The 23,047-nt window shown below is 50.2% G+C and carries 19 protein-coding genes; 17 read left to right on the top strand and 2 right to left on the bottom strand.

Annotated features, from left to right (window positions below):
* Window positions 1-98 precede the first annotated feature (98 nt).
* The 14 genes from GGR07_RS06010 to GGR07_RS05945 all read left to right on the top strand — a co-directional run bounded on the left by GGR07_RS06010 (window position 99) and on the right by GGR07_RS05945 (window position 16,616).
* Window positions 99-440: a DUF4377 domain-containing protein gene (locus tag GGR07_RS06010; protein WP_021647043.1), complete on the top strand. Its 342-nt coding sequence runs from the start codon at window positions 99-101 to the stop codon at window positions 438-440.
* Between the two features lie 487 nt (window positions 441-927).
* Window positions 928-1,704: a pyrroline-5-carboxylate reductase gene (proC, locus tag GGR07_RS06005; RefSeq protein WP_034543257.1), complete on the top strand. Its 777-nt coding sequence runs from the start codon at window positions 928-930 to the stop codon at window positions 1,702-1,704.
* Window positions 1,705-1,859: 155 nt separating this feature from the next.
* Complete coding sequence (locus GGR07_RS06000) at window positions 1,860-2,414, top strand: helix-turn-helix domain-containing protein (RefSeq protein WP_021647040.1); 555 nt, start codon at window positions 1,860-1,862, stop codon at window positions 2,412-2,414.
* 7 nt (window positions 2,415-2,421) lie between these two features.
* Window positions 2,422-4,077, top strand: a complete 1,656-nt coding sequence (locus GGR07_RS05995) for an AMP-binding protein (protein ID WP_021647039.1) — start codon at window positions 2,422-2,424, stop codon at window positions 4,075-4,077.
* 601 nt (window positions 4,078-4,678) lie between these two features.
* A complete protein-coding gene (locus GGR07_RS05990; RefSeq protein ID WP_021647037.1) occupies window positions 4,679-4,876 on the top strand; it encodes a DUF2007-related protein in 198 nt (65 codons plus the stop codon).
* A 352-nt stretch (window positions 4,877-5,228) separates the two neighbouring features.
* On the top strand, window positions 5,229-5,564 hold the full coding sequence (locus tag GGR07_RS05985; RefSeq protein WP_021647036.1) for a hypothetical protein: 336 nt from the start codon (window positions 5,229-5,231) through the stop codon (window positions 5,562-5,564).
* Between the two features lie 271 nt (window positions 5,565-5,835).
* Entirely contained in the window at window positions 5,836-6,210 is a 375-nt protein-coding gene (locus tag GGR07_RS05980; RefSeq protein WP_147298134.1) for a hypothetical protein, read from the top strand.
* Between the two features lie 81 nt (window positions 6,211-6,291).
* A complete protein-coding gene (locus tag GGR07_RS05975; protein WP_256680611.1) occupies window positions 6,292-8,592 on the top strand; it encodes a TonB-dependent receptor in 2,301 nt (766 codons plus the stop codon).
* A 35-nt stretch (window positions 8,593-8,627) separates the two neighbouring features.
* On the top strand, window positions 8,628-9,656 hold the full coding sequence (locus GGR07_RS05970; protein WP_172545178.1) for a histidine kinase: 1,029 nt from the start codon (window positions 8,628-8,630) through the stop codon (window positions 9,654-9,656).
* Window positions 9,653-10,714, top strand: coding sequence for a sensor histidine kinase (locus GGR07_RS05965; RefSeq protein ID WP_034543251.1), 1,062 nt, complete (start codon window positions 9,653-9,655; stop codon window positions 10,712-10,714). The genes GGR07_RS05970 and GGR07_RS05965 overlap by 4 nt, the downstream gene beginning before the upstream one ends.
* Window positions 10,711-11,424, top strand: a complete 714-nt coding sequence (locus GGR07_RS05960) for a LytR/AlgR family response regulator transcription factor (protein ID WP_034543249.1) — start codon at window positions 10,711-10,713, stop codon at window positions 11,422-11,424. Before GGR07_RS05965 ends, GGR07_RS05960 begins: the two co-directional genes overlap by 4 nt.
* Window positions 11,425-11,759: 335 nt before the next feature.
* Complete coding sequence (dxs, locus tag GGR07_RS05955; RefSeq protein ID WP_122056508.1) at window positions 11,760-13,685, top strand: 1-deoxy-D-xylulose-5-phosphate synthase; 1,926 nt, start codon at window positions 11,760-11,762, stop codon at window positions 13,683-13,685.
* Between the two features lie 123 nt (window positions 13,686-13,808).
* Window positions 13,809-15,149, top strand: coding sequence for a Trk system potassium transporter TrkA (gene trkA / locus GGR07_RS05950; protein WP_034543248.1), 1,341 nt, complete (start codon window positions 13,809-13,811; stop codon window positions 15,147-15,149).
* Between the two features lie 15 nt (window positions 15,150-15,164).
* Window positions 15,165-16,616, top strand: coding sequence for a TrkH family potassium uptake protein (locus GGR07_RS05945; RefSeq protein ID WP_122056507.1), 1,452 nt, complete (start codon window positions 15,165-15,167; stop codon window positions 16,614-16,616).
* A gap of 849 nt (window positions 16,617-17,465) precedes the next feature.
* On the opposite strand, the gene GGR07_RS05940 is transcribed toward GGR07_RS05945, so the two are convergent.
* The gene (locus GGR07_RS05940; protein WP_021647027.1) at window positions 17,466-18,293 is read right to left on the bottom strand and encodes a DNA-binding domain-containing protein; all 828 of its coding nucleotides are present in this window, start codon (window positions 18,291-18,293) and stop codon (window positions 17,466-17,468) included.
* A gap of 351 nt (window positions 18,294-18,644) precedes the next feature.
* A complete protein-coding gene (locus GGR07_RS13890; RefSeq protein ID WP_256680568.1) occupies window positions 18,645-20,996 on the bottom strand; it encodes a hypothetical protein in 2,352 nt (783 codons plus the stop codon).
* Between the two features lie 617 nt (window positions 20,997-21,613).
* Between GGR07_RS13890 and GGR07_RS05925 the strand changes: the two genes are divergently transcribed.
* The 3 genes from GGR07_RS05925 (at window position 21,614) to GGR07_RS05915 (ending at window position 23,039) form a co-directional block, all read left to right on the top strand.
* Window positions 21,614-21,991: a hypothetical protein gene (locus tag GGR07_RS05925; RefSeq protein WP_034542954.1), complete on the top strand. Its 378-nt coding sequence runs from the start codon at window positions 21,614-21,616 to the stop codon at window positions 21,989-21,991.
* 119 nt (window positions 21,992-22,110) lie between these two features.
* Window positions 22,111-22,461, top strand: a complete 351-nt coding sequence (locus tag GGR07_RS05920) for an NADH-quinone oxidoreductase subunit A (RefSeq protein ID WP_034542953.1) — start codon at window positions 22,111-22,113, stop codon at window positions 22,459-22,461.
* Window positions 22,452-23,039, top strand: a complete 588-nt coding sequence (locus GGR07_RS05915; protein WP_034542952.1) for an NADH-quinone oxidoreductase subunit B — start codon at window positions 22,452-22,454, stop codon at window positions 23,037-23,039. Before GGR07_RS05920 ends, GGR07_RS05915 begins: the two co-directional genes overlap by 10 nt.
* Window positions 23,040-23,047 lie beyond the last annotated feature (8 nt).

The following is a 23,047-nucleotide window of genomic DNA, read 5'->3' as shown; positions in this document are numbered from 1 at the left end:
TTGTTCCGTATGCTGAAACAAGTGCTGTTTCGCCTCAAAATCAGCATTGTGACCAAAAGTTCTTTCTAACTTACTAACCTTAAAAACATGAAAGCACTATGATGAAGAAAGCAGTCATTACCCTTTTATTAGGGTTGATGTTCGGATGTCAGGACGACTACCGGACAGAAATTTGGACCATCGCTTCCGAAGAATGGTATAAGCCCGGGGGAGTACAGACATCAGGATATTGGGTTCGCAGGTTCGGCGCAAAAGAATGGGAACGGTTCACAGATCCGATTGAGGGCTTCTCGGAGATCTACCAACAGGGAAAAGAATACGTCATTGAAGTGGGAATCACCGACAGGGATATCTACGTTGCCGATCTGTCCGACGAAAAGTATACATTGCGCAGAGTGATATCGTGCAAAGTAAAGACAAGCGATGTACCTGAGCCCTAAACCCAACAACAGACATCACCTTTGGCAACATTGAAAAGGAATGGACACTTTGTCCTGAAGCGTCACTTTGACAAAAGCCGCCTTCGATATGTGTGAATATGGTAAGTACCTGAAAACTATACCTTATCGAATATAGATTGATTGCTGCGGTATACATATATGGCCACCGTGGTGTACATATATGGCTACCACGGTGAGTATATATGCCTACCACGGTAGCTATATATAGCCACCACGCTGAGTATATATGAACAACGCGGCAAGTATGTATGGCGGGCATGACGAATATCATTTTACCCCGAAAAGACAAAAAAACATGCTCCCGGTTTAGCAGATTTCATACGACAAACAGCCATTGATTCCATACCCGGCATTGAAAATTTATTTTAGCATATAGAAACAATGACTTCTTATCGGGGCGATTGTTTGTTTTTTCGCAATTTACCGTTACCTTTGCCTTTATCAATTCACCAAAAAACAAGCACATATGAAAACAGCCATTATCGGTGCAGGAAACATGGGCGGCTCTATCGCCCGCGGCCTGGCAAATGGAAGTTTGATTGCCGAATCGGACATCATAGTATCCGACCCCGACGCAGCCAAACTGGAACGGTTGAAAAAGTCATTCCCCGCAATCACGACCACCCACAACAATGTAGAGGCAGCGTCCGGAGCGGATATGGTTATCGTAGCCGTAAAGCCCCCGTTGATGAAAAGTGTTGTACGCGAATTGAAGTTGAAAAGCAAGCAGATACTTATCTCTGTGGCAGCCGGTATCAGCTTCGAAGAATTGGCGCATTTTGTCATGCTGCCGGAAATACCGATGTACCGTGTGATTCCGAATACAGCTATCTGCGAACGGGAAAGCATGACGCTTATTTCCGCACGCAACACAAGCAGCGAACAAGACGAGTTTATCCTCCGTCTGTTCAACGAAATGGGAATGCCCATGATAATCCCCGAAGAAAAAATGGGTGCTGCCACCGCCTTGGCCTCATGCGGCATAGCTTATGTGCTGAAATATATACAGGCTTCGATGCAAGCCGGTATCGAGATGGGGCTTTCTGCTGAAAACGCGATGACAATGATCGCTCAGTCGGCTAAAGGAGCAGCTGCCCTGATCCTGAATAACGACACACACCCCGGTAAGGAGATAGACAAAGTCACCACTCCGGGCGGTATGACCATCAAGGGGATTAACGAACTGGAGCACAACGGATTTTCATCGGCTGTAATCAAGGCTATGAAAGCAACTCTCTCGTAGCCTGAAAGAGCTGCCTGGCAAGAAAGAGCCGCGAAAAGAGATAAAAACAAATTCATAACTTAATATCAAAACACAAAGGTAGTGGAGCGGATCTGGCGAATGATTGGAAACATTCTCCGGACAGATCGGTTGCACTGCCTCTATTTTACTGTATTATGGACGATCAAATCAGACAAATAGCAGAACGCCTCCGCGGATTGCGGGATGTGCTGGAGCTGACTCCGGAAGACATCGCTCGTGACAGCGATATTTCTGTCGAAGAATATAAGCGGGCAGAAGCAGGCGACTACGATATCTCAGTGAGTATGCTGCAAAAAATAGCACGCACGTACAATATCGCCCTCGACGCGCTTATGTTCGGTGAAGAGCCGAAAATGAGCTCTTACTTTATCACCCGTGCAGGCAAAGGAACCAGTATCGAACGCAGCAAGGCTTATAAATACCAATCGCTGGCAGCAGGGTTTATGAACCGCATTGCCGATCCGTTCATCGTCACCGTTGAGCCGAAACCGGAAAACGAACCCATCTTTTACAACAGCCACAACGGGCAGGAGTTCAACCTCGTGCTCGAAGGGCGCATGCTTATCAGCATTGAAGGCAGAGACTTAATATTGAACCAAGGAGACAGCATATATTTCAACTCCAAACTCCCACACGGCATGAAAGCGCTCGACGGTAAAACCGTTCGTTTTCTTGCAGTAATCATGTAATACAATTATGGTAGAAAGATTTTTAGCGCAAACCACTTTTACTTCACAAGAGGATTTCATCAAAAACTTAAAGATAAACGTTCCGGAGAACTTCAACTTCGGTTACGATGTAGTAGATGCGTGGGCAGCCGAACAGCCCGACAAGAAAGCTTTGCTCTGGACAAACGATAAAGGGGATTTTCTTCAGTATTCGTTTGGCGACATGAAGCACTATACAGACCGGACGGCTTCGTACTTCCAAAGCCTCGGTATCGGGCGGGGCGATATGGTGATGCTTATTTTAAAACGCCGTTACGAATTCTGGTTCAGCATCATCGCCCTTCATAAACTGGGAGCGACGGTGATTCCCGCCACTCATCTGCTGACTAAAAAAGACATTGTATACCGATGCAACGCCGCCGATATCAAAATGATCGTGGCTGCCGGCGAAGAAGTCATCTTACAGCACATTCAGGATGCCATGCCCGAGTGTCCGAGCGTAAAGCATCTGCTCAGCGTAGGTCCCGATGGGGCAGAGGGATTCAAAGACTTCCATCAAGGAGTGAGCAACGCCGCTCCTTTCGTACGCCCCGCACACGTGAATACGAACGATGATATATCGCTTATGTATTTCACTTCGGGAACAACGGGCGAACCGAAGATGGTGGCCCACGATTTCACTTATCCGTTGGGGCACATCGTCACCGGGAGTTTCTGGCACAACCTGAACGAAGACAGCCTTCACCTCACCATTGCCGACACCGGTTGGGGAAAAGCGGTATGGGGCAAGCTGTACGGACAATGGATAGCGGGAGCCAACGTCTTCGTTTACGACCATGAAAAATTCACCCCCGGAGACATTTTACAGAAAATACAGGACTTCCGGGTCACCTCACTCTGCGCCCCTCCCACCATCTTCCGCTTTCTCATCCACGAGGACCTCAGCAAATACGACCTCTCCCCGCTTAAATATTGCACCATTGCCGGCGAAGCTCTGAACCCCGCCGTATTCGATACTTTCAAGAAACTGACGGGAATCAGGCTGATGGAAGGGTTCGGGCAGACGGAAACCACACTGACCGTGGGAACCATGCCATGGATGAAACCCAAACCCGGCAGCATGGGACTGCCCAATCCGCAATACGATGTCGATCTGATAGACAGTGACGGTCGTTCTGTAGAAGCCGGAGAGCAAGGACAAATCGTTATCCGCACCGACAAGGGCAAACCGCTGGGCCTTTTCAAAGAGTATTACCGGGATGCGGTACGTACGCACGAGGCCTGGCACGACGGCATCTACTATACAGGAGATGTGGCATGGAAAGACGAAGATGGATATCTTTGGTTTGTAGGCCGTGCAGACGATGTGATTAAAAGTTCGGGCTACCGCATCGGACCTTTCGAAGTAGAAAGCGCATTGATGACTCATCCGGCAGTAGTTGAATGCGCCATCACCGGAGTACCGGATGAAGTTCGCGGACAAGTGGTGAAAGCAACCGTCGTACTTGCGAAGAGTTATAAAGGGCAGGCGGGAGAAGCTTTGATTAAAGAGCTCCAGAATCACGTCAAAAAAGTAACAGCTCCTTATAAATATCCGCGCGTCATCGAGTTTGTAGAAGAACTGCCCAAAACGATAAGCGGCAAAATCCGCCGGGTGGAGATTCGACAGAACGATAAAAAGTAAACGATTCCGGCGGAATAGTTCTTAAGCTGCAACAGGATAGAGATTCGCCGGAACGATAAAAGGCAAAGAGCAGGTGGAAAGCAGGTAGTCGTTCGGTTACCGCAAAGATTCGACAGAACGAAGAGAAGTAACGAAAGCGGGCTGTTGTTCAGAATCTGCCCCGTAGTTTCTTGATTCGGGGGAATCATAAAGAAATAACGAAAGGAGCTCTTCCTCTCAGAAGAAAGGCTGTGGCTAAGACAAACAAACCCTTAGCGGCACATGCGCCTAAAACAAACCTGAGCGCAGAATTGCACAGAAGAACAAATTCGAATGATGCAATTTTGCGCTCAAGCTATATATCTCCCCATACCATCTGCCTTGATACAATAAAATCTTTATCTGTTTTTCTTTACACACACTCTCTGATTACCCCATCAGGCTATTGCAACACAGCGTATGTATCTTCACACATTCATACAGTATCTGCTAAATATTTTTTCTTACATAGAGCTATTTCGCAGTAAATAAAAAACTTTTTTTAATAAATAGATATATTTTTTCTTATTATTTCCTCTTATTTTTGCGCCCTGTTTTTGAAACTCAACAAGCAATAAGCATTATGATAAAGAAAAGACAAACCTCTCAAGTACGAGTATTTTCCGGGACTCCATGGGAAGTTGCCTATGTGAAAACCCTTTTGAACCAAGCCTATATTCAAACCGACACAAAGGAAGATGGCTTAAACGGTATTCAAATCACAGTTCCATACGAAAACTACAGTGCGGCCATACGTATTATTAGCAAAAAGACCGTATAAGATACAACCCGCATACACCATGCAGTTTGGATTTATAAGATGAATGTGCTGGAAGGATTGCATAAGAATGCAATCTACATATACCACTGAAAGGCGAGAAAAACTGCTCTTTCGAGAAGGATCGCATAAACAATGCGAACCGGATACATCACAGTTGAGGAATTTCTGGGTAGAAATTCCTCAATTTGTGTAATAGCTCCACACTTTCTTCGTACACCTACTTTTCCCTGAAAAGAAATAATCCATTGATTATCTTTGCATTATCCACAAAAGAATAAATTGGCATGCCTCTTGCCTTTTAAAATGGCATAAGAACAAAACCTATTTTTATTCACTTTAAAAAATTACGATTATGAAAAAGGTATTAGTAGCATTAGCAATGATTATGGGATTGGGAACTACGGCAATGTTTGCACAAACATTTGAAACGCCTTCTACAGAACAAACATCGCAAGTACCGCAAGACGAGTTTGTTAAAATGGATGTCAAAGACCTTCCGCAAGCCGTCATTGAGGCATTGGCGAAAAAGCGTGCCGGTGCAGGTATCAAAGAAGTTTTTGTTGCAGACAAAGAAACAGGAAAGGTATATAAGATTGTTCTCATTGTAACGAAAGAAGACAGAAACACCATAGAAGAAACGGTTTTCATAAATGAGAAAGGAGAGTTCATCGAAGAGCAAGACGCTTGAACTTAAAGAGCAAAGTTGTTTGTTTACTTGCTGTACCCCGGTTCGAAAGAATCGGGGCTTTTTGTTTGTAGCATGAAGATGTTGCGACCAGCTCGGGTTTCTGCTCCTGACCGGAAGGAGTTCTTTCATCAGTTAGAGATTAATTTAGTATACGAAAGAACCTTGTCCGTCGCAGCAGGAAGTGTATTTGTCTCTTAAAACCAAACAACCTTAATGGACAGACTATCTTTGTGACTGTAAATAGGAAAGAATGAATCTAAAGCATGAAGAAATGAATAAAAGAGAAACCGTACAAACCATTTCGGACAGCACCGGGATATCAACCGGAACATGTATCCGTATTCTGGATTCTTTGGAAGAGGTGTCGATGCATGAAATGGAAAATATCGGCGGGATAAGCCTGTTTTTCAACCATATCTATCGATTGAAGAATCGGCTGGAAAGGATGCGGGAGAAACAGGCCGAAGAAGATATGTGCGTTCTGGCCCGTAAGATTGCCCGTTCGTCCGGAACACGTATAGAGGAGACGCAACGCGTATTGAAGGCACTGGCCGATCTGCTGAATCATCAGTTGCAAACCTCGAAAAGCGCGAGGTTCCAATACCGCATTTTCTTTCTGCTGATTGATTTTTTCAGACATACATAACCGTAACATATAAAACCTAAAATGATGAAACATCTAATTTTATTCCTATTCGCAAGTTTCTGTGGCGTATGCTGCGCAAAGATGTATGCACAGGACGATAAACCCGTACAAACCATCCGTGGCCTTGTCATCGATTACGCTTCGGGAGCACCCATCGCCTGCGCTACCGTGAGTTTGTTAAATATGCCGCAAGTGGGAGCAACAACCGATAACGAAGGCCGATTCGAAATAAAGCATATCCCTGTGGGTCGCCATGATTTACAGGCAACTTTTTTAGGATACGAGCCGGCCGTTTTTCGAGAAATCCTGTTGACATCGGCCAAAGAAGGATATTTGGAAATTCAACTGCGGGAAAGTGTCTTGCAATTGGACGAAGTGGTCGTTCGGCCCCGCATCAATAAAGAAGTGCCATTGAATAAGATGGCCTTGTCGGGAGCGCGTATGCTGAGCGTGGAGGAAGCCGGTCGTTTTGCGGGCGGCATGGATGACCCTGCGCGTTTGGTCAGCTCTTATGCCGGGATATCGCCCGCAGTAAGCAGTAACGGCATATCCGTACACGGCAATGCGCCGAGCCTGCTTCAATGGCGGTTGGAAGAGGTAGAGATCCCGAACCCCAACCACTTTGCCGATGTCGCTTCGTTGGGCGGTGGTATCTTATCCTCGTTAAGCAAAAATGTATTAGGGAATTCCGACTTTTATACGGGTGCTTTTCCTGCGGAATACAACAATGCGGTTTCAGGTATTTTCGATATGAAACTGAGAAACGGAAACAGTCAAAAGTTCCAACATACCTTGCAAGCGGGCATATTGGGCCTCGATATGGCTTCCGAAGGACCGTTGAGTAAAAAACGGGAGGCCTCGTACCTGTTTAACTACCGCTACTCAACGACCGGATTAATGAACAAGGTAAATCCTGCCGGCGAGCAGGAACAGGCCTTGGATTATCAGGATTTGAATTTCAAGTTCCATCTTCCTACCGAAAAAGTCGGCACGTTCTCGCTCTGGGGAACAGCATTGGTCGATAAAGTCAAACCCAAGATCAACACCCCCGACAAATGGGATTACGCGGACGATGCGAAAGATTCGAGAATGAAACAAACGTCTGCGGCTACCGGGCTTACCCATCGCTATGCTTTCAAAAACGGGGGCGTATTGAAAACGACGTTGGCCGCTACTTATACCAAAACAAACGCATGGGAAAGCATATACGATTCGGAGATGAAGTCTTCGCCGCGCCTTGATTTCAGTAGTCAATATACGCATCTTGTCCTCTCTTCTTCGTTCAATAAGAAGTACAGTTCCAAGCACACGAATAAAACGGGTTTTACGGTAACGCACATGATGTATGATATGCATTTCGACTTGTCGCCTTTTTATACCCACCCCATGCACAGCATATCGGAGGGCAAAGGAAATACGAACTTGATAGCGGCTTATACCAGTTCTTTGTTCCACATCAACGATCGGTTATCCGCCACTTTGGGAGTGAACGGGCAACTCTTTACGCTGAATCACACATGGACCATTGAACCGCGTGCCGCCATCAAATGGCAGGCTTCGCCTCAAAGCTCGTTCGGACTGGCTTACGGGTTGCATAGCCGGATGGAGAAGTTGGACGTGTATTTTGTGAAGAAAAAGGAAGCGGGGAATAAATTAGTAAATAAAGCATTGGATTTTACGAAAACGCATCATCTGGCTTTATCGTACAGCCACAAGCTATCGGACGATATGAATCTGAAAATTGAGCCCTACTTCCAATACCTGTACGATGTGCCTGTCATTGCAGACAGCTCGTATTCGGTGCTCAACCGCAGTACTTTCTACGTGGAAGACGCATTAGTGAATACCGGGAAAGGACGCAACTACGGGATAGATCTGACGCTCGAAAAGTATATGACCCGGGGATTGTATTACATGGTAACGGCCTCCGTATTCCATTCGGAATATGCCGGTGGCGACGGGATATGGCATAACACGAAGTTCAACCGTAACTATATTGTCAATGGGTTGATCGGTAAGGAATGGATGACAGGACGCAATAAGCAGGACGTGCTAAGCGTGAACCTGCGGTTGACATTACAGGGAGGAGAACGACATTCGCCCGTAAACGAGCAGGCGACCTTACGTCATCCCGATAAAGTAACACAATATGATGAAACGAAAGCCTATTCGCAGCAGCTATCTCCCATGTTCCTCGCCAACTATACGGTCAGCTACCGGATGAACCGCAGGAAGGTGTCTCATGAGTTTGCCGTAAAGGGAATGAATGCTACCGGATACAAGGAATATTCCGGACATGAATACAACCTGAAAACGGGAGCGATAGAGCCCAGACGATTGAAAAATTCAATCTTCAACATAACGTACAGGATAGAATTTTAACGTATATTTGTCTATATTTGCAACGAATGATACGGATGAAAGAACATCATTTCATGCTCCGGTTTCTGTTTGCTCCGAATTACCGGATCGGCAGGCATGTGATTTTTATCATGGTTTGGGCTGTTATTACGTTTAATCAGGTGTTTATCGCTTATCGGGACAGCCAATCCGTTTTAGGCAATCGCATCTATCTGGTTTGTCTGATCTCATGTATGACCTACCTGATAGCGATGTATTTCAATTACTTCTATCTGGCGCCGAAATTCCTGTTGAAGGGAAAACATACGGCTTATGCCGTCGCCCTGTGCGTCATCGTGCTTGTATTGCCCACTCTGTCTGTCTGGAGCGAATACTGGGTGCGCAATGTATTGAATCTGCCCCATCGGATTACGTCATACACCCATCCGCTGATTGTGGTCGACAACCTATCGACGTCAGTGGTTACAGCCATTTGTTTTTGTGGAATCTCCGTGGTGCTGTTTTTCGGGAAATGGATCAAAGGCAATGAAGAAGTCGGCCGGATGGAACGTGAACATGTGAAATCGGAGCTGAATAAGCTGAAAGGTCAAATCGCTCCCGCGTTTTTATCGCAGACGCTTAAGAATGCTTCCTCATTGGCCGCATCTCAACCCGAAAAAACATCGAAGATGTTGATGCAACTGGGACAATTATTAAGATACCAGCTATACGATTGCTATCGGGAGAGGATATTGCTCAAATCGGAAATTCAGGCACTGGCCGTTTTGTTTGAACTGGAGAAGTCGAACCATCCGGCATTTGCATATCGGATTCGGACGGACGGAGAGGCGAATAATACGTTTGTTTCCCCGATGCTGTTTTTGTCGCTCGTCCAATGTGTCATTGCCGATAGCCGCTGGGTGGAATTGTTTTTCAGGCTGCAAGATGAAACGCTGTTCTTTACGTGCCGGTCTGATCATAACGAGCTACCCGGCTGCGATATCCTTTGGCCGATCAAACAAAGGCTGGAATTGCAATATCCTGACAGACATACCCTGCAATTAAGCGGGGGAACGATAGCGCTTACCATAAATTTATCGCAATGAAACCACGTAGAGAAAACGACAACCGGATGTCTTCGTTCGTGATGGATGATCAATATGGAATCCATCGGCATCTTATTTTGCAAGGTGTCATTCTGGCCATATCCGTCAGCATCTTTTTCGATGCCCCGGACAAGCTGAGCCTTACCCTGAACCGCTTCTACGGTTGGATCAGCTATTACCTGTTTCTCAATATGCTGGTCTACGTCAATGTGTATGTTCTGTTTCCCCGGTATCTGGCAAAAAACAAAGTGCTCGGTTATGCGGTATCGGTCTTCTTATTTACAGTTTTTTCCATCGTTATCATGGTTATCTTGCAGGATTTATTTTACGACATAACGGTCATGAATCAAGCATCTTCCGTCATTGCTATTCTTCTGAGTATAGCGTCTTCCATGTGTACGATTTTCCTTTTTCTGGGAGGGATATCGATGTTTATGCTGTTTCGGCAATGGGCCATCAGCAATCGGAAAGTCAACAGTTTGCAAGTGGCGACATTCCGATCGGAACTGAGCTTTCTTAAAAACCAGATCAATCCGCATTTCCTCTTCAATATGATCAATAATGCGAATATTATGGTAGACGAAGACCCGGAAATCACTTCCCATATTTTAGACAAGCTCGACAGAATGTTGCAGTATCAATTCTACGACAGCACACAAGATAAAGTGCTTCTGTCCGCGGATATCGTTTTTCTGACGGACTTTCTCGCCTTGGAGAAAATACGTCGTGACAATTTCGACTATACCGTTACCATAGAAGGCAATATGGAAAAGACGGAAGTGCCTCCTTTGCTCTTTATCCCCTTTGTAGAGAATGCCGTCAAGCATAATCCGGATGTGAACCGGTCGTACGTACACCTGAAATTCCGGAAGGAAGGCGACCGCTTGCTTTTTGAATGCGAGAACTCCAAATCTTCTAAACCAACGGAACGGGAGGTGGGCGGATTAGGCTTGGCGAATATCCGGCGTCGCCTCGATTTGTTGTTTGAAAGCAGCCATGTACTGGATATCATAGAAACAGAGACAACATATACCGTAAAATTACAATTAAACCAATGAGATGTATTATCGTAGATGACGAGCCGATCGCTCGCAAAGGAATTAAAAAACTAATCGATCAGATTCCCCAACTGGAGCTGTTGGAGTGTTTCAACTGTGCCGGAACAGCATCGGAGTATCTGCAAACAACGAGTGTAGATCTGATTTTTCTGGATATTCAGATGCCGGGTATCAACGGAATAGAATTTGCGCGGAGTATACCCAGACATACGCTTATTATCTTCACAACGGCCTATTTGGAGTATGCGCTCGACAGCTATGAAGTGGATGCTGTCGGATATCTCGTGAAACCAATTGATGCCTCCAAGTTCAGAAAAGCAGTAGATAAGGCGATTGCATACCACTCCTTGCTCCTGAACGAAGAGAGAAAGAGTATGGAGAACGTCGAAGACGAATGTATCTTCGTCAAATCCGACAGGCGGTATTTCAAAGTCAACCTCAAAGAGATTCTTTTTATAGAAGGGCTAAAAGATTATGTGATCATCCAAATGGAGGGGCAACGCATCATTACTCGCATGAATGTAAAGACGATACACGATTTGTTACCTAAAGACGTCTTCCTGAGAATCAACCGATCATATATCGTGAACAGGAATCATATCGATTCTTTCGACAACAACGATGTCTTTATCAAGAAATACGAAATAGCAATCGGTAATTCGTACCGGGATGCTTTCTTTGAGGAACTGATGAGAAACAGGACGTTGTAAAACATCCGGGCTTGTTTTACAGTTAGTTCGCTTGACCCAATATCCGTTGCCCCCATTCTTACACATGTGGCGAGGATGCACTTCTTCCGCTGCCGAGCGGTGGGATAGAACCGGCCTCCAATCATTTCAAAGCGGATAGCCCAACAGCACTTTCATGACAGCAAGGCGATGATACATAAAAGGACAAGCAGGTGAAGGCTGCCCAAACATGAAAGAAAAATACTCCCGCAAAGGATGTCATAAAGAACACTCCCCCGCACCTTCTAAAGTTTATCATCAAAAGAATACGGGATTTACTTTACTTTTCGTACTTTTGCAGTAAATATCCTCATATCATGAAGAATGAATCGATATATAAACTGCTGAATCTTATTGATACTCCGGATGACCTGCGGCGTCTCGACGCAGAACAGTTGCCGGAAGTATGCGATGAACTCAGAAAAGACATCATCGCAGAAGTATCATGCAATCCCGGACATTTTGCCGCCAGTCTGGGAACCGTAGAGCTGACCGTCGCGCTGCACTATGTGTTCAATACTCCCTACGACCGTATCGTGTGGGACGTAGGCCATCAGGCATACGGACACAAGATACTGACGGGGCGTCGCGAGGCTTTTTCCACCAACAGGAAGCTGGGCGGGATTCGACCCTTCCCCTCACCGGAGGAGAGCGAATACGATACTTTCACCTGCGGACATGCCTCGAACTCCATTTCGGCGGCTCTCGGCATGGCTGTGGCGGCAGCCAAGAAAGGAGAAGACAACCGCCATGTGGTGGCCGTACTCGGTGACGGGTCGATGAGCGGAGGGCTGGCTTTCGAGGGGTTGAACAACGCCTCGAGCACACCCAACAATCTGCTTATCATACTGAACGACAACGATATGTCTATCGACCGCAGCGTTGGCGGGATGAAACAGTATCTGTTCAACCTCACCACTTCCAGCCCTTACAACCGGTTGCGCTTCAAGGCTTCACAAGCCTTGTCGAAAATCGGCATACTGAACGAAGAGAGACGCAAAGCACTGATACGCTTCGGCAACAGCCTCAAGTCGATAGCCGCCCGCCAACAGAACATCTTCGAAGGAATGAACATCCGCTACTTCGGCCCCATAGACGGGCATGACGTAAAGAATCTGGCGCGGGTGCTGCACGACATCAAAGACATGCGCGGCCCGAAGATACTGCATCTGCATACCGTTAAAGGAAAAGGGTTCGCCCCGGCCGAGAAGTTTGCCACCGAATGGCACGCGCCCGGCAAATTCAATCCGGCAACCGGAGAACGCCTGATCAGCAATACCGACGGCATGCCTCCGCTGTTTCAGGATGTGTTCGGAGATACGCTGACAGAGCTGGCGGAGCTCAACCCGGACATTGTGGGCGTCACACCCGCCATGCCTACCGGCTGCTCGATGAACATGCTCATGGAGAAAATGCCGCAAAGAGCTTTCGACGTAGGCATAGCCGAAGGTCATGCCGTCACGTTTTCGGGCGGCATGGCGAAAGAAGGGCTACTGCCGTTTTGCAACATCTATTCCTCGTTCATGCAGCGGGCATACGATAATATCATACACGATGTAGCCATTCAGAAGCTGCCGGTGGTGTTCTGTCTCGACAGAGCCGGACTGGTAGGCGAAGACGGACCCACCCACCACGGAGTGTTCGACATGGCCTATCTGCGCCCGATACCGAACCTGACCATCGCTTCGCCTATGGACGAGCACGAGTTGCGAAGACTGATGTACACCGCCCAACTTCCCGGCAAGGGGCCTTTCGCAATCCGCTACCCGCGCGGACGAGGGGTGTTGGTCGACTGGAAATGTCCGCTGGAGGAGATTCCCGTAGGCACGGGCAGACGGCTGAAGGATGGCAAAGACCTCGCCGTTATCACGATAGGACCGATAGGAAACGCTGCCGGACGTGCCATTGCCCGTGCCGAAGAAGCGTCGGGAAAGTCGATAGCCCACTACGACCTGAGGTTCCTCAAGCCGCTGGACGAGAATCTGCTGCACGAAATCGGCAAGCGGTTCAGGCAGATCATAACCGTCGAAGACGGCACTGTGAAAGGCGGAATGGGAAGCGCCATCCTCGAGTTTATGGCAGAGAACGGCTATACTCCGTCGGTTAAACGCATGGGAATCCCCGACCGCTTCATCGAGCACGGCTCCGTTGCCGAGTTGCACCGGCTGTGCGGGTTGGACGAAGAAAGCCTTGCAAACGCATTGCTCGAAGAAGAATCCTGCCGGCAGGAAACGGGAAAATAGGCAGAGAAAGAAACCTGTATATAACTGTTTGCGCCCGGTCGGGTTACCGGCGACAACGAGCAAGACCGCTTCGCCGAAGGTTCATAAATTTGTATACAGACTCAGAAACACAAAAAGAGTAAAATGAAGATAATCATTGCAGGTGCCGGAAACGTAGGCACTCATTTGGCCAAATTGTTATCCCGCGAACGCCAAGACATCACATTGATAGACGACGACGAGGAGAAACTGAGCGCGCTCAGCTCCAACTTCGACCTCCTGACGGTAGCCGCCTCCCCCTCTTCCATCTCCGGACTGAAAGAGGTGAGAGTGAAAGAAGCAGACCTTTTCATCGCAGTCACCCCCGACGAAAGCCGGAACATGACCGCCTGCATGATAGCCACCAACCTTGGAGCCAAAAAGACGGTAGCCCGCATCGACAACTACGAATACCTCGAACCCGGCAACAAAGAGTTTTTCGAGCATCTCGGAGTAGACTCCCTTATCTATCCAGAGATGCTTGCCGCCAAAGAAATCGTTTCGTCGATGCGCATGAGTTGGGTGCGCCAATGGTGGGAGTTCTGCGGAGGCGCGCTCATCCTGATCGGCACCAAAATGCGCGAGAAAGCCGAGATTCTGGACATTCCCCTGCACAAACTCGGAGAACCCAACATCCCCTACCACATCGTAGCCATCAAGCGCGGAACGGAAACAATCATCCCACGCGGACATGATGTGATTAAACTTCACGACATCGTCTACTTCACCACCACCCGCAAGTACATCCCCTATATCCGTAAGATTGCCGGTAAAGAAGATTATGTAGACGTGCGCAACGTCATGATCATGGGCGGCAGCCGCATAGCCGTGCGTACGGCGCAAAACGTACCCGACTACATGCAGGTGAAAATCATAGAGAGCGACCTCGCCCGCTGCGGGCGTCTGACCGAATTGCTCGACGACAAGACCATGATTATCAACGGCGACGGGCGAGACATGGACCTGCTGACCGACGAAGGACTGAAAACCACCGAAGCCTTCGTAGCCCTTACGGGCAATTCGGAGACCAACATCCTCGCCTGTCTGGCGGCCAAACGCATGGGCGTAAGGAAAACCGTTGCCGAAGTGGAGAACATCGACTACATCGGCATGGCCGAAAGCCTCGACATCGGTACGGTCATCAACAAGAAGATGATTGCCGCCAGCCACATCTACCAGATGATGCTCGACGCCGATGTGAGCAACGTGAAATGCCTCACGTTCGCCAATGCCGACGTTGCGGAGTTCACCGTGCCGGCGGGCGCCAGAATCACCAAACATACCGTCAGGGATCTCGGATTGCCCAAAGGTGTCACCATCGGCGGAATGATACGCAACGGAGAGGGCATTCTGGTGACCGGCGACACGCAGATACAGGCGGGCGACCACGTGGTGGTGTTCTGCCTCAACATGATGATTAAAAAGATTGAGAAGTTCTTCCATTAACCGCTCCATACACCGATGATCAACTCGAAAATGATATTCAGGATACTCGGCTGCCTGCTTCTGATAGAAACAGGCATGCTTATCTGCTGCGGCGGGGTATCGCTTTTCTACGCAGAAAACGACTTGCAGAGCTTTCTGCTTTCATCTGCCATAACCTTCTGCGTGGGCATCGCAATGCTTCTTCTCGGGCGGGGGGCGGAGAAGTCGCTCAACCGCCGCGACGGCTACGTCATCGTCAGCTTCTCGTGGATTGCCTTCTCCCTGTTCGGAATGCTGCCTTACTGCATAGGAGGATACATCCCCGACATTACCGACGCGTTCTTCGAAACGATGTCGGGCTTCAGCAGCACAGGCGCCACCATCATGGACAACATCGAGTCGATGCCCCACGGGATACTCTTCTGGCGCGCCACCACACAGTGGATAGGAGGATTGGGAATCGTCTTCTTCACCATCGCCGTACTGCCTATCTTCGGCGCCGGAAGCATACAGGTGTTCGCCGCAGAAGCGAGCGGGCCCACGCACGATAAGGTTCATCCCCGCATCGGCGTCACCGCCAAGTGGATATGGAGCATTTACGCCGGAATGACGGGCACGCTCATCATACTGCTCATGATGGGCGGAATGGGCACGTTCGACAGCATCTGCCATGCCTTTACCACCACCAGCACGGGCGGATTCTCCACCAAACAGGCCAGCATCGAGTACTACCGGTCGCCCTACATCGACTACGTGATATCGGTTTTCATGTTCTTCTCGGGGGTGAATTTCACCCTGTTGCTCATGCTTTTCAACGGAAAAATAAAGAAGTTCATGCACGACGCAGAGCTGAAGTTCTATTTCCTATCCGTCGCTTTCTTCACGCTCTTCATCGCTTTCTGGCTCTACCGCACCACTCCGATGGAGGGTGAAGAGGCCTTTCGCAAGTCCTTGTTTCAAGTCATCTCCCTGCACACGTCCACCGGATTTGCTACGGCCGACTATATGTTGTGGCCCTCCGTCCTCTGGGGATGCCTTGTCATCGTGATGATTATGGGCGCTTGTGCGGGAAGCACTACGGGAGGGATAAAATGTATCCGGATGGTGATTCTCTTTAAAATAGCTAAGAACGAGTTCAAGCATATTCTGCATCCCAACGCCGTGTTGCCCGTGCGCATCAACAAACACGTCATCGCATCCGGCGTTCAGTCCACCGTTTTGGCGTTCACCTTTCTTTATGCGGTCATTGCCATCATCAGCATTCTTGTCATGATGGGGCTGGGGGTAGGATTCATGGAGTCTGTGGGAACGGTGGTTTCGAGCATCGGAAACATGGGGCCCGGCCTCGGTCAATGCGGACCGGCTTATACATGGAGCGCCTTGCCCGACGCGGCAAAATGGCTGCACTCGTTCCTCATGCTCCTCGGGCGTCTGGAGTTGTTCACCGTACTGCTGCTGTTCGACGCCGATTTCTGGAAGAAAAACTAAAACTTCTTTGCCGATACGTGCAGCTTTGCTGTGGATGGGCGTGCAGTGTTGATGCGGATGAGCGTGCAACGTTGATGCGGATGGGCGTACAGCGTTGATGTGGATGAGCGTGCAACGTTGATGCGGATGAGCGTGCAACGTTGCTGCGGATGGGCGTGCAGTGTTGCTGCGGACGGGCGTACAGTGTTGCTGCGGACGGGCGTGCAGTGTTGATGCGGACGGGCGTACAGCACTGCTTTGGATGGGCGTGCAACGTTGCTGCGGACGGGCGTGCAGTGTTGATGCATCGGTAACCTTAATTAGGCAGTGCGAAGCAGCCCAACTGTTCTCCCCTCCCCGGCAATCTTGTTGCTTCGCCGTCCGACAAGAAAAACGCAGACAGGGCACGCACTTTTGCGTGCCCTGTCTGCGGAACGGGCTGGGGGAAGACTTCCGTCACCCACCTCTTCCCTGCTGCTCCGCTTTCCGTCCGACCTGCCAACTTCCAAAAGCCTGCTGCCGGATTCCGAAAACCCGTCACCGGATTCTTCCTCTGCCGCCGGGCGTTCAACCTGCTGCTCCGCTTTCCGTCCGCCCTGCCAACTTCCAAAAGCCTGCTGCCGGATTCCGAAAACCCGTCGCCGGATTCTTCCTCTGCCGCCAGGCGTTCAACCTGCTGCTCCGCTTTCCGTCCGCCCTGCCAACTTCCAAAAGCCTGCTGCCGGATTCCGAAAACCCGTCGCCGGATTCTTCCTCTGCCGCCAGGCGTTCAACCTGCTGCTCCGCTTTCCGTCCGCCCTGCCAACTTCCAAAAGCCTGCTGCCGGATTCCGAAAACCCGTCGCCGGATTCTTCCCCCGCCGCCGGGAGTTCAACCTGCCGGGTCGGGCGCCTCGCCGTGTTCCCCCGAACCGCCGCCCGGACTTCCACCCGGAGAATGCTCCGGCGCCTCGCCTAAGTAAATCGTCTGCTTCACGCTGCGGGGCGTCTTCAACAACCGTCCCACTCGACCTGAATTAACATATTGCGTGGTCACCGTCAGCGTATATTCTCCGTCGGACAGTCCGGAAGGAATGAGGAATATAAGCTTCGAAGGGTCGTTCACCGCCCACATGTCGGGCGTAATCTTCGTCACCTTCCCCTTCGACGAGGTGAGTGTGATGCCTACCTCAGGATGGTCGCCCGCCACCTTGAGCTTCGAACCCGTGAGCGTGAAGTTTCGTCCCGCCTTCGCCCGGAACTCGTGCGCTTCGGCTCCTGCGCGCGTGGCAGCACCCATTCCGCCGGCGATGAACATGGCCGAACCCTTCTCGCCGATGATGTTCACCGACGTGCGGCGCATCGCCTCGCGCAGCGCAGCCCCTTGCGTGAAGAGAACGTACACCTCGTTCTTCTGCGGGTTCCACGCGCGGTTTTCCACCACGCCCTTGAATTGAGCCACCGCCCGGTAAAGCCCCATGTTCACGCTAAACCCGTTCAGCACCAGCTTCGTCACCACCCGTTGCTCCAGATTCACCACCGCCTCTACCACCTCGCGTTCCAGTCCCGGGTTCATCTCCATGATTTCCGATATTACCCGTTGCTTGTCCGCCGTGCCGGCGGCCACGAGCGTGAGAATCTTATCGTCTTTCACGTCCCGCGTCACCATGTTGTCCGTTAGCTGACCGTTGAGTACATACTTGATTGTTTCTTTTGCCATTCTTGTAAAAATTAAAGGTTAAACAAAAACCGGCGGCGGCAGCCTGCGCCGCCCGCCGGAGAAAATACTTGTATCGTTTGTGGCATGTTGCCGGATGTGTCGTGCGGCGTGTGCCTTCTCCCTCAGTCCCTCCCACTACTGCCGGATTCCCTTACGGCAGCCTTCCCTCCCCATCCGTCGCTCCCGTGCCAACCCCCTTCGGCACTGGGCAACGATGTTCCTTTCGTACCCTTGCGGGTGTTTCATGTGCCTCTTCTCCTTCACTCCAAGCTCCTGCTCCGCGTAGACGAGCTTTCCATTATCTCTGCATTCTCAAGCAAATCATCCGCACAAGTAAAGCGCCGTCTTTGATTATTCATTAGCGAACAGGCGCACCGAAAACCCGGCGTGCTTGGAGACTTGGACGTATGTGTTAGCCCACCCCGAGTAGAAGTACGCGGCCCGAGCATGAGAACTGTTGAACTCCGTGCCCGACCAGAATTGACCGAAGATATTTTTGCCGTGGAGTCTTCTATCCCGACTGCACGGTATCGCTCTTTCAATATGCCCGGCGGCAGGGAAGATACGGGTGACAATCTCGGAAACACGAGCATTCCACCAAGCATCATTGCCGATATCCTGAGGCCTCAAAGAAGCCCCGGCCTCGCCCAAGTAAATGCAGTCGACTTTCAGTGCTAATGGAGCGATTCGGGTGTAACGGTAAGCACAACACATATGGTCATCGATAGCTTTGGAGAATTCCGACAAGGGAGAACCGTCATTAGGATTACCGGTAGCCTTTTTGAAGCGGAGAGCATAACAAACGCCGTTACCGGTAGAATAATAATCATTGGTGAAAGTCTTCTTGATACCACCGAACTCGCAAGCCTCGTTGGCGGATTGTATGCCACCGGTAGAAGTAGCGTAGGCAGCATTAGATTGGTAAGAGAAAACACCCGTCAGTTCGTGGAGGGAAGGCAAATGATAACCATGTCCGGGATTACCCGCACTGAAGAAACTGTCGCTAAAGAGGTTCTTGCCTGCCGGGTTGTATGTGCTTTCGGTTATCCCCTTGAGCACGTACCAATTGTAATAACCGCTCTGGTCATTGTTATGATTCGTCGCCCAACGGAGCTGCAGGTCGGTCTGGGCAGAGGTGGGAGAAGCACCCGCAGGATTGGAAGAAGTGAAAGAAGAACCGTACAGGAAACCGCCCGCAAGATTATACTCCGCCACGAGTTCCAAAGGAGTGACGAGCTGCTCCACATTCACTTTCGTGTACAGCCGCCCGGCACGCACTTCGAGATACCCGTTCTTGAAGCCCTTACCGTTGGTAATCGCCTGCACGGTGGTATTCGCATTCGCTGCGCCACCGGCCGTGCTCGAGCGTAGCCAGCCTCCCGCAGGCACTTCCGTGCCATTGTTGTCGAACGACCACACACGGAATCCACCCGCGACGTTGGTCAGCACCTCCACCTTGTTGTCCGTGCTCGCAGTGGTGTGAGCTCCTTTGAGCGTCATCGCCGTGCGCGACACGGCAAGGAAGCCTTGTTCGTTGAACGTTACGTCGGTGTACGCCTCGTCTATCACGTGCGTCTCGATGGTGAGGGGCGAACTCTGGTTGGTCAGTATCTCGGGAGCCGTGAAAGCTTCCTCCCACGTTGAGTAGCCCGGCCCCTTCACCTCCTTGATGGTGAATACGTAGCGATGGTTGCGCAGGATGGGCATGGGCGTGCCCTTGGTAAAGTAGGGAACCGTACCGCCACCCTTCACCCCGTCCCAAGTGAAGTCGATGGGATACCACGTGTTCTGCCCTTTGTAATTACCCCTGAGCACGATGCGCGGGCGGGTGATGCCCAGATAGCTGAGGGCGGAAGGGCCTGAGGCGGGCTGTTCGTACAGGTAGTAAGTGTGCGCCTGATGACCCCATTCGATAAATAAGCCGTTAGAGCCATCGCTGCCGGAAGCCGGAGTCAGCCCCGAAGTAGGCAATGTGGGTGAAAGGTAGCCGCTGCCGCCGCTACCTGCATCCAAATCGACACCGTAAGCCGTCGGGGATACATACACCGCACCGTTCTCAGCCACGTTGTTGAAGAATACCGCATTAATCACAAAGTCCGGCGAGGTCTCCTGATTCACGAAGTCCACCCGCGCCATCGAGCGGATAAGCCCGACCGTGCCGGGGAAGACTTTCGGTACGCCCGCCTCGATCTGGATGCCGCCCATGGGAGCGTACTCGCCGTACATGGCGATGGTCTTGTCAGGTCCGAACCCGAGGTTGCCGTAACGCCCGGAGGTCTGCACATTCCGCAGGTCGGTGTAGGAAGAGCCGGAAGTACCGGCGGTGATGCCCGCGGCAGTCAGTTCCGTATGGGCATTCACCACCAGTGCCAGGCGAGAGTATTCTCCCGCAGGGATGCTCGTCGTGAGCCTCGCCTCGCCCGGAGTACCCGTGCCGTGAAGCGAAGTAGCCGGAACCGTGAGCATGGCGGCAACACGCTCCGTGCCGGATACGTTGCGGAACAGCAGCACGTCGATTTCGCTTATCTGCTCCTCATGCACGCCCGCCCGCGTTTCGGAGGCGGAGCGGAAGCCGGGAATCATCAGCGTGAGAGTCGCCTCAGCGGGCGGATCAAGTGGCGTAGGGAGAGAACCCTTGCCCGAGTCGTCGCTGCAAGACATGGCCAGCAGCACGATACAGATTGCAATGAAATACTGTTTCATGAGTCTTGTGTATTTAGGGGGTTAAAAAATAAGTTACGCGAGCAGGGCGCACAAACGAAAATGTCCCCGGCAGGGATGCAGGGATCCCCGCCGAGGACGGTAATATGAGGCGACGTACCCGCGACAGCTTCGCGCGCGCGTACGTCAGGAAAGTCTACTGTGTGTGTGTGTGTGTGTGTGTGTGTGTGTGTGTGTGTGTTATACAAATATCCGGAACCGCCAAAGGTTGACGGTTAAAAGAAGTGAAAGCCAAATGTATCGGATATGTCGTCATAGGTATCTCTAAGTTATGCGTTACGAGCGGGCGTTTTGCGGCAAATGCCGCATGAGCCGCACAATGCTCAAAGGCTCAAGGTTTTCGGCAAATGTATGGATATTTTATATGATATGCAAACATTCGGGCACAAAAACAGGTAAAATACTTTGGCGCAGCGATGCCCACATGCCTCACAAAGAGTCTTTCCGAAAGCACCTGCAACCGGACAACGCCCGATGCTCGCCTCCGGGAATTGACTTAAATCAATTTGAGTGCTAAAAAACCTTTTTTGCAACCTGCGTATTGCAGAAGGTATGGATATTAATTCTATCTTTGCGTCCGTTAAAGGGATAGAGGTAAGATGAAACAATGTTTTACATATGGGCTATTGCTGGCGCTCGCTTTGCTGACTCATTCCGTTGGCAACAGAACAACGGGAAAAAGCGACAAAGGTGTGCCGTCGGTTTACCGTCAGGAGCAATGCTTCGTATCTGAGGAGCACGCCGTTCATAACCTTTTCCAACACCTTTATCATTTCTACTCCACTCAGGCTTGCGATATAAGCCATGCGGATATGGCGCATGACTCTACAGACAAAAACCCGGAGCTGTTGCTATCCGGTTTTCGGGGATACGACACGTTCACCGTTCCGGCAGCTTCGCACATACCGCATGCGCATCCTTATTTCCGCCATCCGAACAACCATTATATATATGGTTTAAGGAAAATCGTCGTTTAGCCGACACTTATCGTCTGTATTTTACACCCGACTTTATCCGTCAATCAGTCTCTTCTCCGGTAGGCGAAGAATGAATTGGCTATTTCCTATCATATACCATCCAAACAACTGTTGAGATTATGAATTTTACATTATTAGTTGTTGTTTTACTGACAGCGATCGCTTTCGTGGGGATTGTCATAGCGCTTTCACGCGCCATCTCTCCACGCTCGTACAATGCCCAGAAGTTTGAGGCTTACGAATGCGGCATACCGACGCGGGGCAAATCGTGGATGCAATTCCGCGTAGGATACTACCTGTTTGCTATCCTGTTTCTGATGTTCGACGTAGAAACCGCCTTCCTCTTCCCTTGGGCGGTAGTGATGCGCGATTTAGGGCCTCAGGGCTTGGCGGGCATTCTTTTCTTTTTCGTTATTCTGGTTCTGGGCCTCGCTTATGCCTGGAGGAAAGGAGCGCTGGAATGGAAGTAAGCAAAAAACCGAAAATCAAATCGATTCCGTATGAAGAGTTTACCGACAACGAATCGTTGGAGAAGCTCGTCGAGGAACTCAACGCCGGAGGGGCCAATGTCGCTCTCGGCGTACTCGACGACTTTGTCAACTGGGGACGCAGCAACTCGCTGTGGCCGCTTACGTTCGCAACAAGCTGTTGCGGCATCGAATTCATGGCATTGGGAGCTGCCCGTTACGACATGGCACGCTTCGGGTTCGAAGTAGCCCGTGCCAGTCCGCGGCAGGCGGATATGATTATGGTTTGCGGAACAATCACCAACAAAATGGCTCCGGTATTGAAACGCCTGTACGATCAGATGCCCGACCCGAAATACGTGATAGCCGTAGGCGGATGTGCCGTCAGCGGAGGACCCTTCAAGAAATCGTACCACGTAGTGAACGGAGTAGACAAGATTCTGCCCGTAGACGTCTACATTCCCGGCTGTCCGCCGCGCCCCGAAGCGTTTTACTACGGAATGATGCAGTTGCAGCGCAAGGTGAAGATAGAGAAGTTCTTCGGCGGAACGAACAGAAAAGAAAAGAAACCGGAAGAATAAAAACAACA

This window comes from Bacteroides pyogenes (assembly GCF_014196225.1).
GTDB classification, from domain to species: Bacteria; Bacteroidota; Bacteroidia; order Bacteroidales; family Bacteroidaceae; genus Bacteroides; species Bacteroides pyogenes_A.
This window is presented reverse-complemented; position numbering and strand designations above follow the sequence as displayed.

Excerpts from the sequence above, each read along its gene's own strand:
- GGR07_RS05960 (WP_034543249.1), top strand. The coding sequence starts at position 10,711 with ATGAGATGTATTATCGTAGATGACGAGCCGATCGCTCGCAAAGGAATT.
- GGR07_RS06000 (WP_021647040.1), top strand. The coding sequence starts at position 1,860 with ATGGACGATCAAATCAGACAAATAGCAGAACGCCTCCGCGGATTGCGG.
- dxs (WP_122056508.1), top strand. The coding sequence starts at position 11,760 with ATGAAGAATGAATCGATATATAAACTGCTGAATCTTATTGATACTCCG.
- GGR07_RS05975 (WP_256680611.1), top strand. The coding sequence starts at position 6,292 with ATGTATGCACAGGACGATAAACCCGTACAAACCATCCGTGGCCTTGTC.
- GGR07_RS06010 (WP_021647043.1), top strand. The coding sequence starts at position 99 with ATGATGAAGAAAGCAGTCATTACCCTTTTATTAGGGTTGATGTTCGGA.
- GGR07_RS05940 (WP_021647027.1), bottom strand. The coding sequence starts at position 18,293 with ATGGCAAAAGAAACAATCAAGTATGTACTCAACGGTCAGCTAACGGAC.
- GGR07_RS13890 (WP_256680568.1), bottom strand. The coding sequence starts at position 20,996 with ATGAAACAGTATTTCATTGCAATCTGTATCGTGCTGCTGGCCATGTCT.
- GGR07_RS05995 (WP_021647039.1), top strand. The coding sequence starts at position 2,422 with ATGGTAGAAAGATTTTTAGCGCAAACCACTTTTACTTCACAAGAGGAT.
- GGR07_RS05985 (WP_021647036.1), top strand. The coding sequence starts at position 5,229 with ATGAAAAAGGTATTAGTAGCATTAGCAATGATTATGGGATTGGGAACT.
- GGR07_RS05945 (WP_122056507.1), top strand. The coding sequence starts at position 15,165 with ATGATCAACTCGAAAATGATATTCAGGATACTCGGCTGCCTGCTTCTG.
- trkA (WP_034543248.1), top strand. The coding sequence starts at position 13,809 with ATGAAGATAATCATTGCAGGTGCCGGAAACGTAGGCACTCATTTGGCC.
- GGR07_RS05925 (WP_034542954.1), top strand. The coding sequence starts at position 21,614 with ATGAAACAATGTTTTACATATGGGCTATTGCTGGCGCTCGCTTTGCTG.
- GGR07_RS05980 (WP_147298134.1), top strand. The coding sequence starts at position 5,836 with ATGAATAAAAGAGAAACCGTACAAACCATTTCGGACAGCACCGGGATA.
- GGR07_RS05990 (WP_021647037.1), top strand. The coding sequence starts at position 4,679 with ATGATAAAGAAAAGACAAACCTCTCAAGTACGAGTATTTTCCGGGACT.
- GGR07_RS05970 (WP_172545178.1), top strand. The coding sequence starts at position 8,628 with ATGAAAGAACATCATTTCATGCTCCGGTTTCTGTTTGCTCCGAATTAC.
- proC (WP_034543257.1), top strand. The coding sequence starts at position 928 with ATGAAAACAGCCATTATCGGTGCAGGAAACATGGGCGGCTCTATCGCC.
- GGR07_RS05915 (WP_034542952.1), top strand. The coding sequence starts at position 22,452 with ATGGAAGTAAGCAAAAAACCGAAAATCAAATCGATTCCGTATGAAGAG.
- GGR07_RS05920 (WP_034542953.1), top strand. The coding sequence starts at position 22,111 with ATGAATTTTACATTATTAGTTGTTGTTTTACTGACAGCGATCGCTTTC.
- GGR07_RS05965 (WP_034543251.1), top strand. The coding sequence starts at position 9,653 with ATGAAACCACGTAGAGAAAACGACAACCGGATGTCTTCGTTCGTGATG.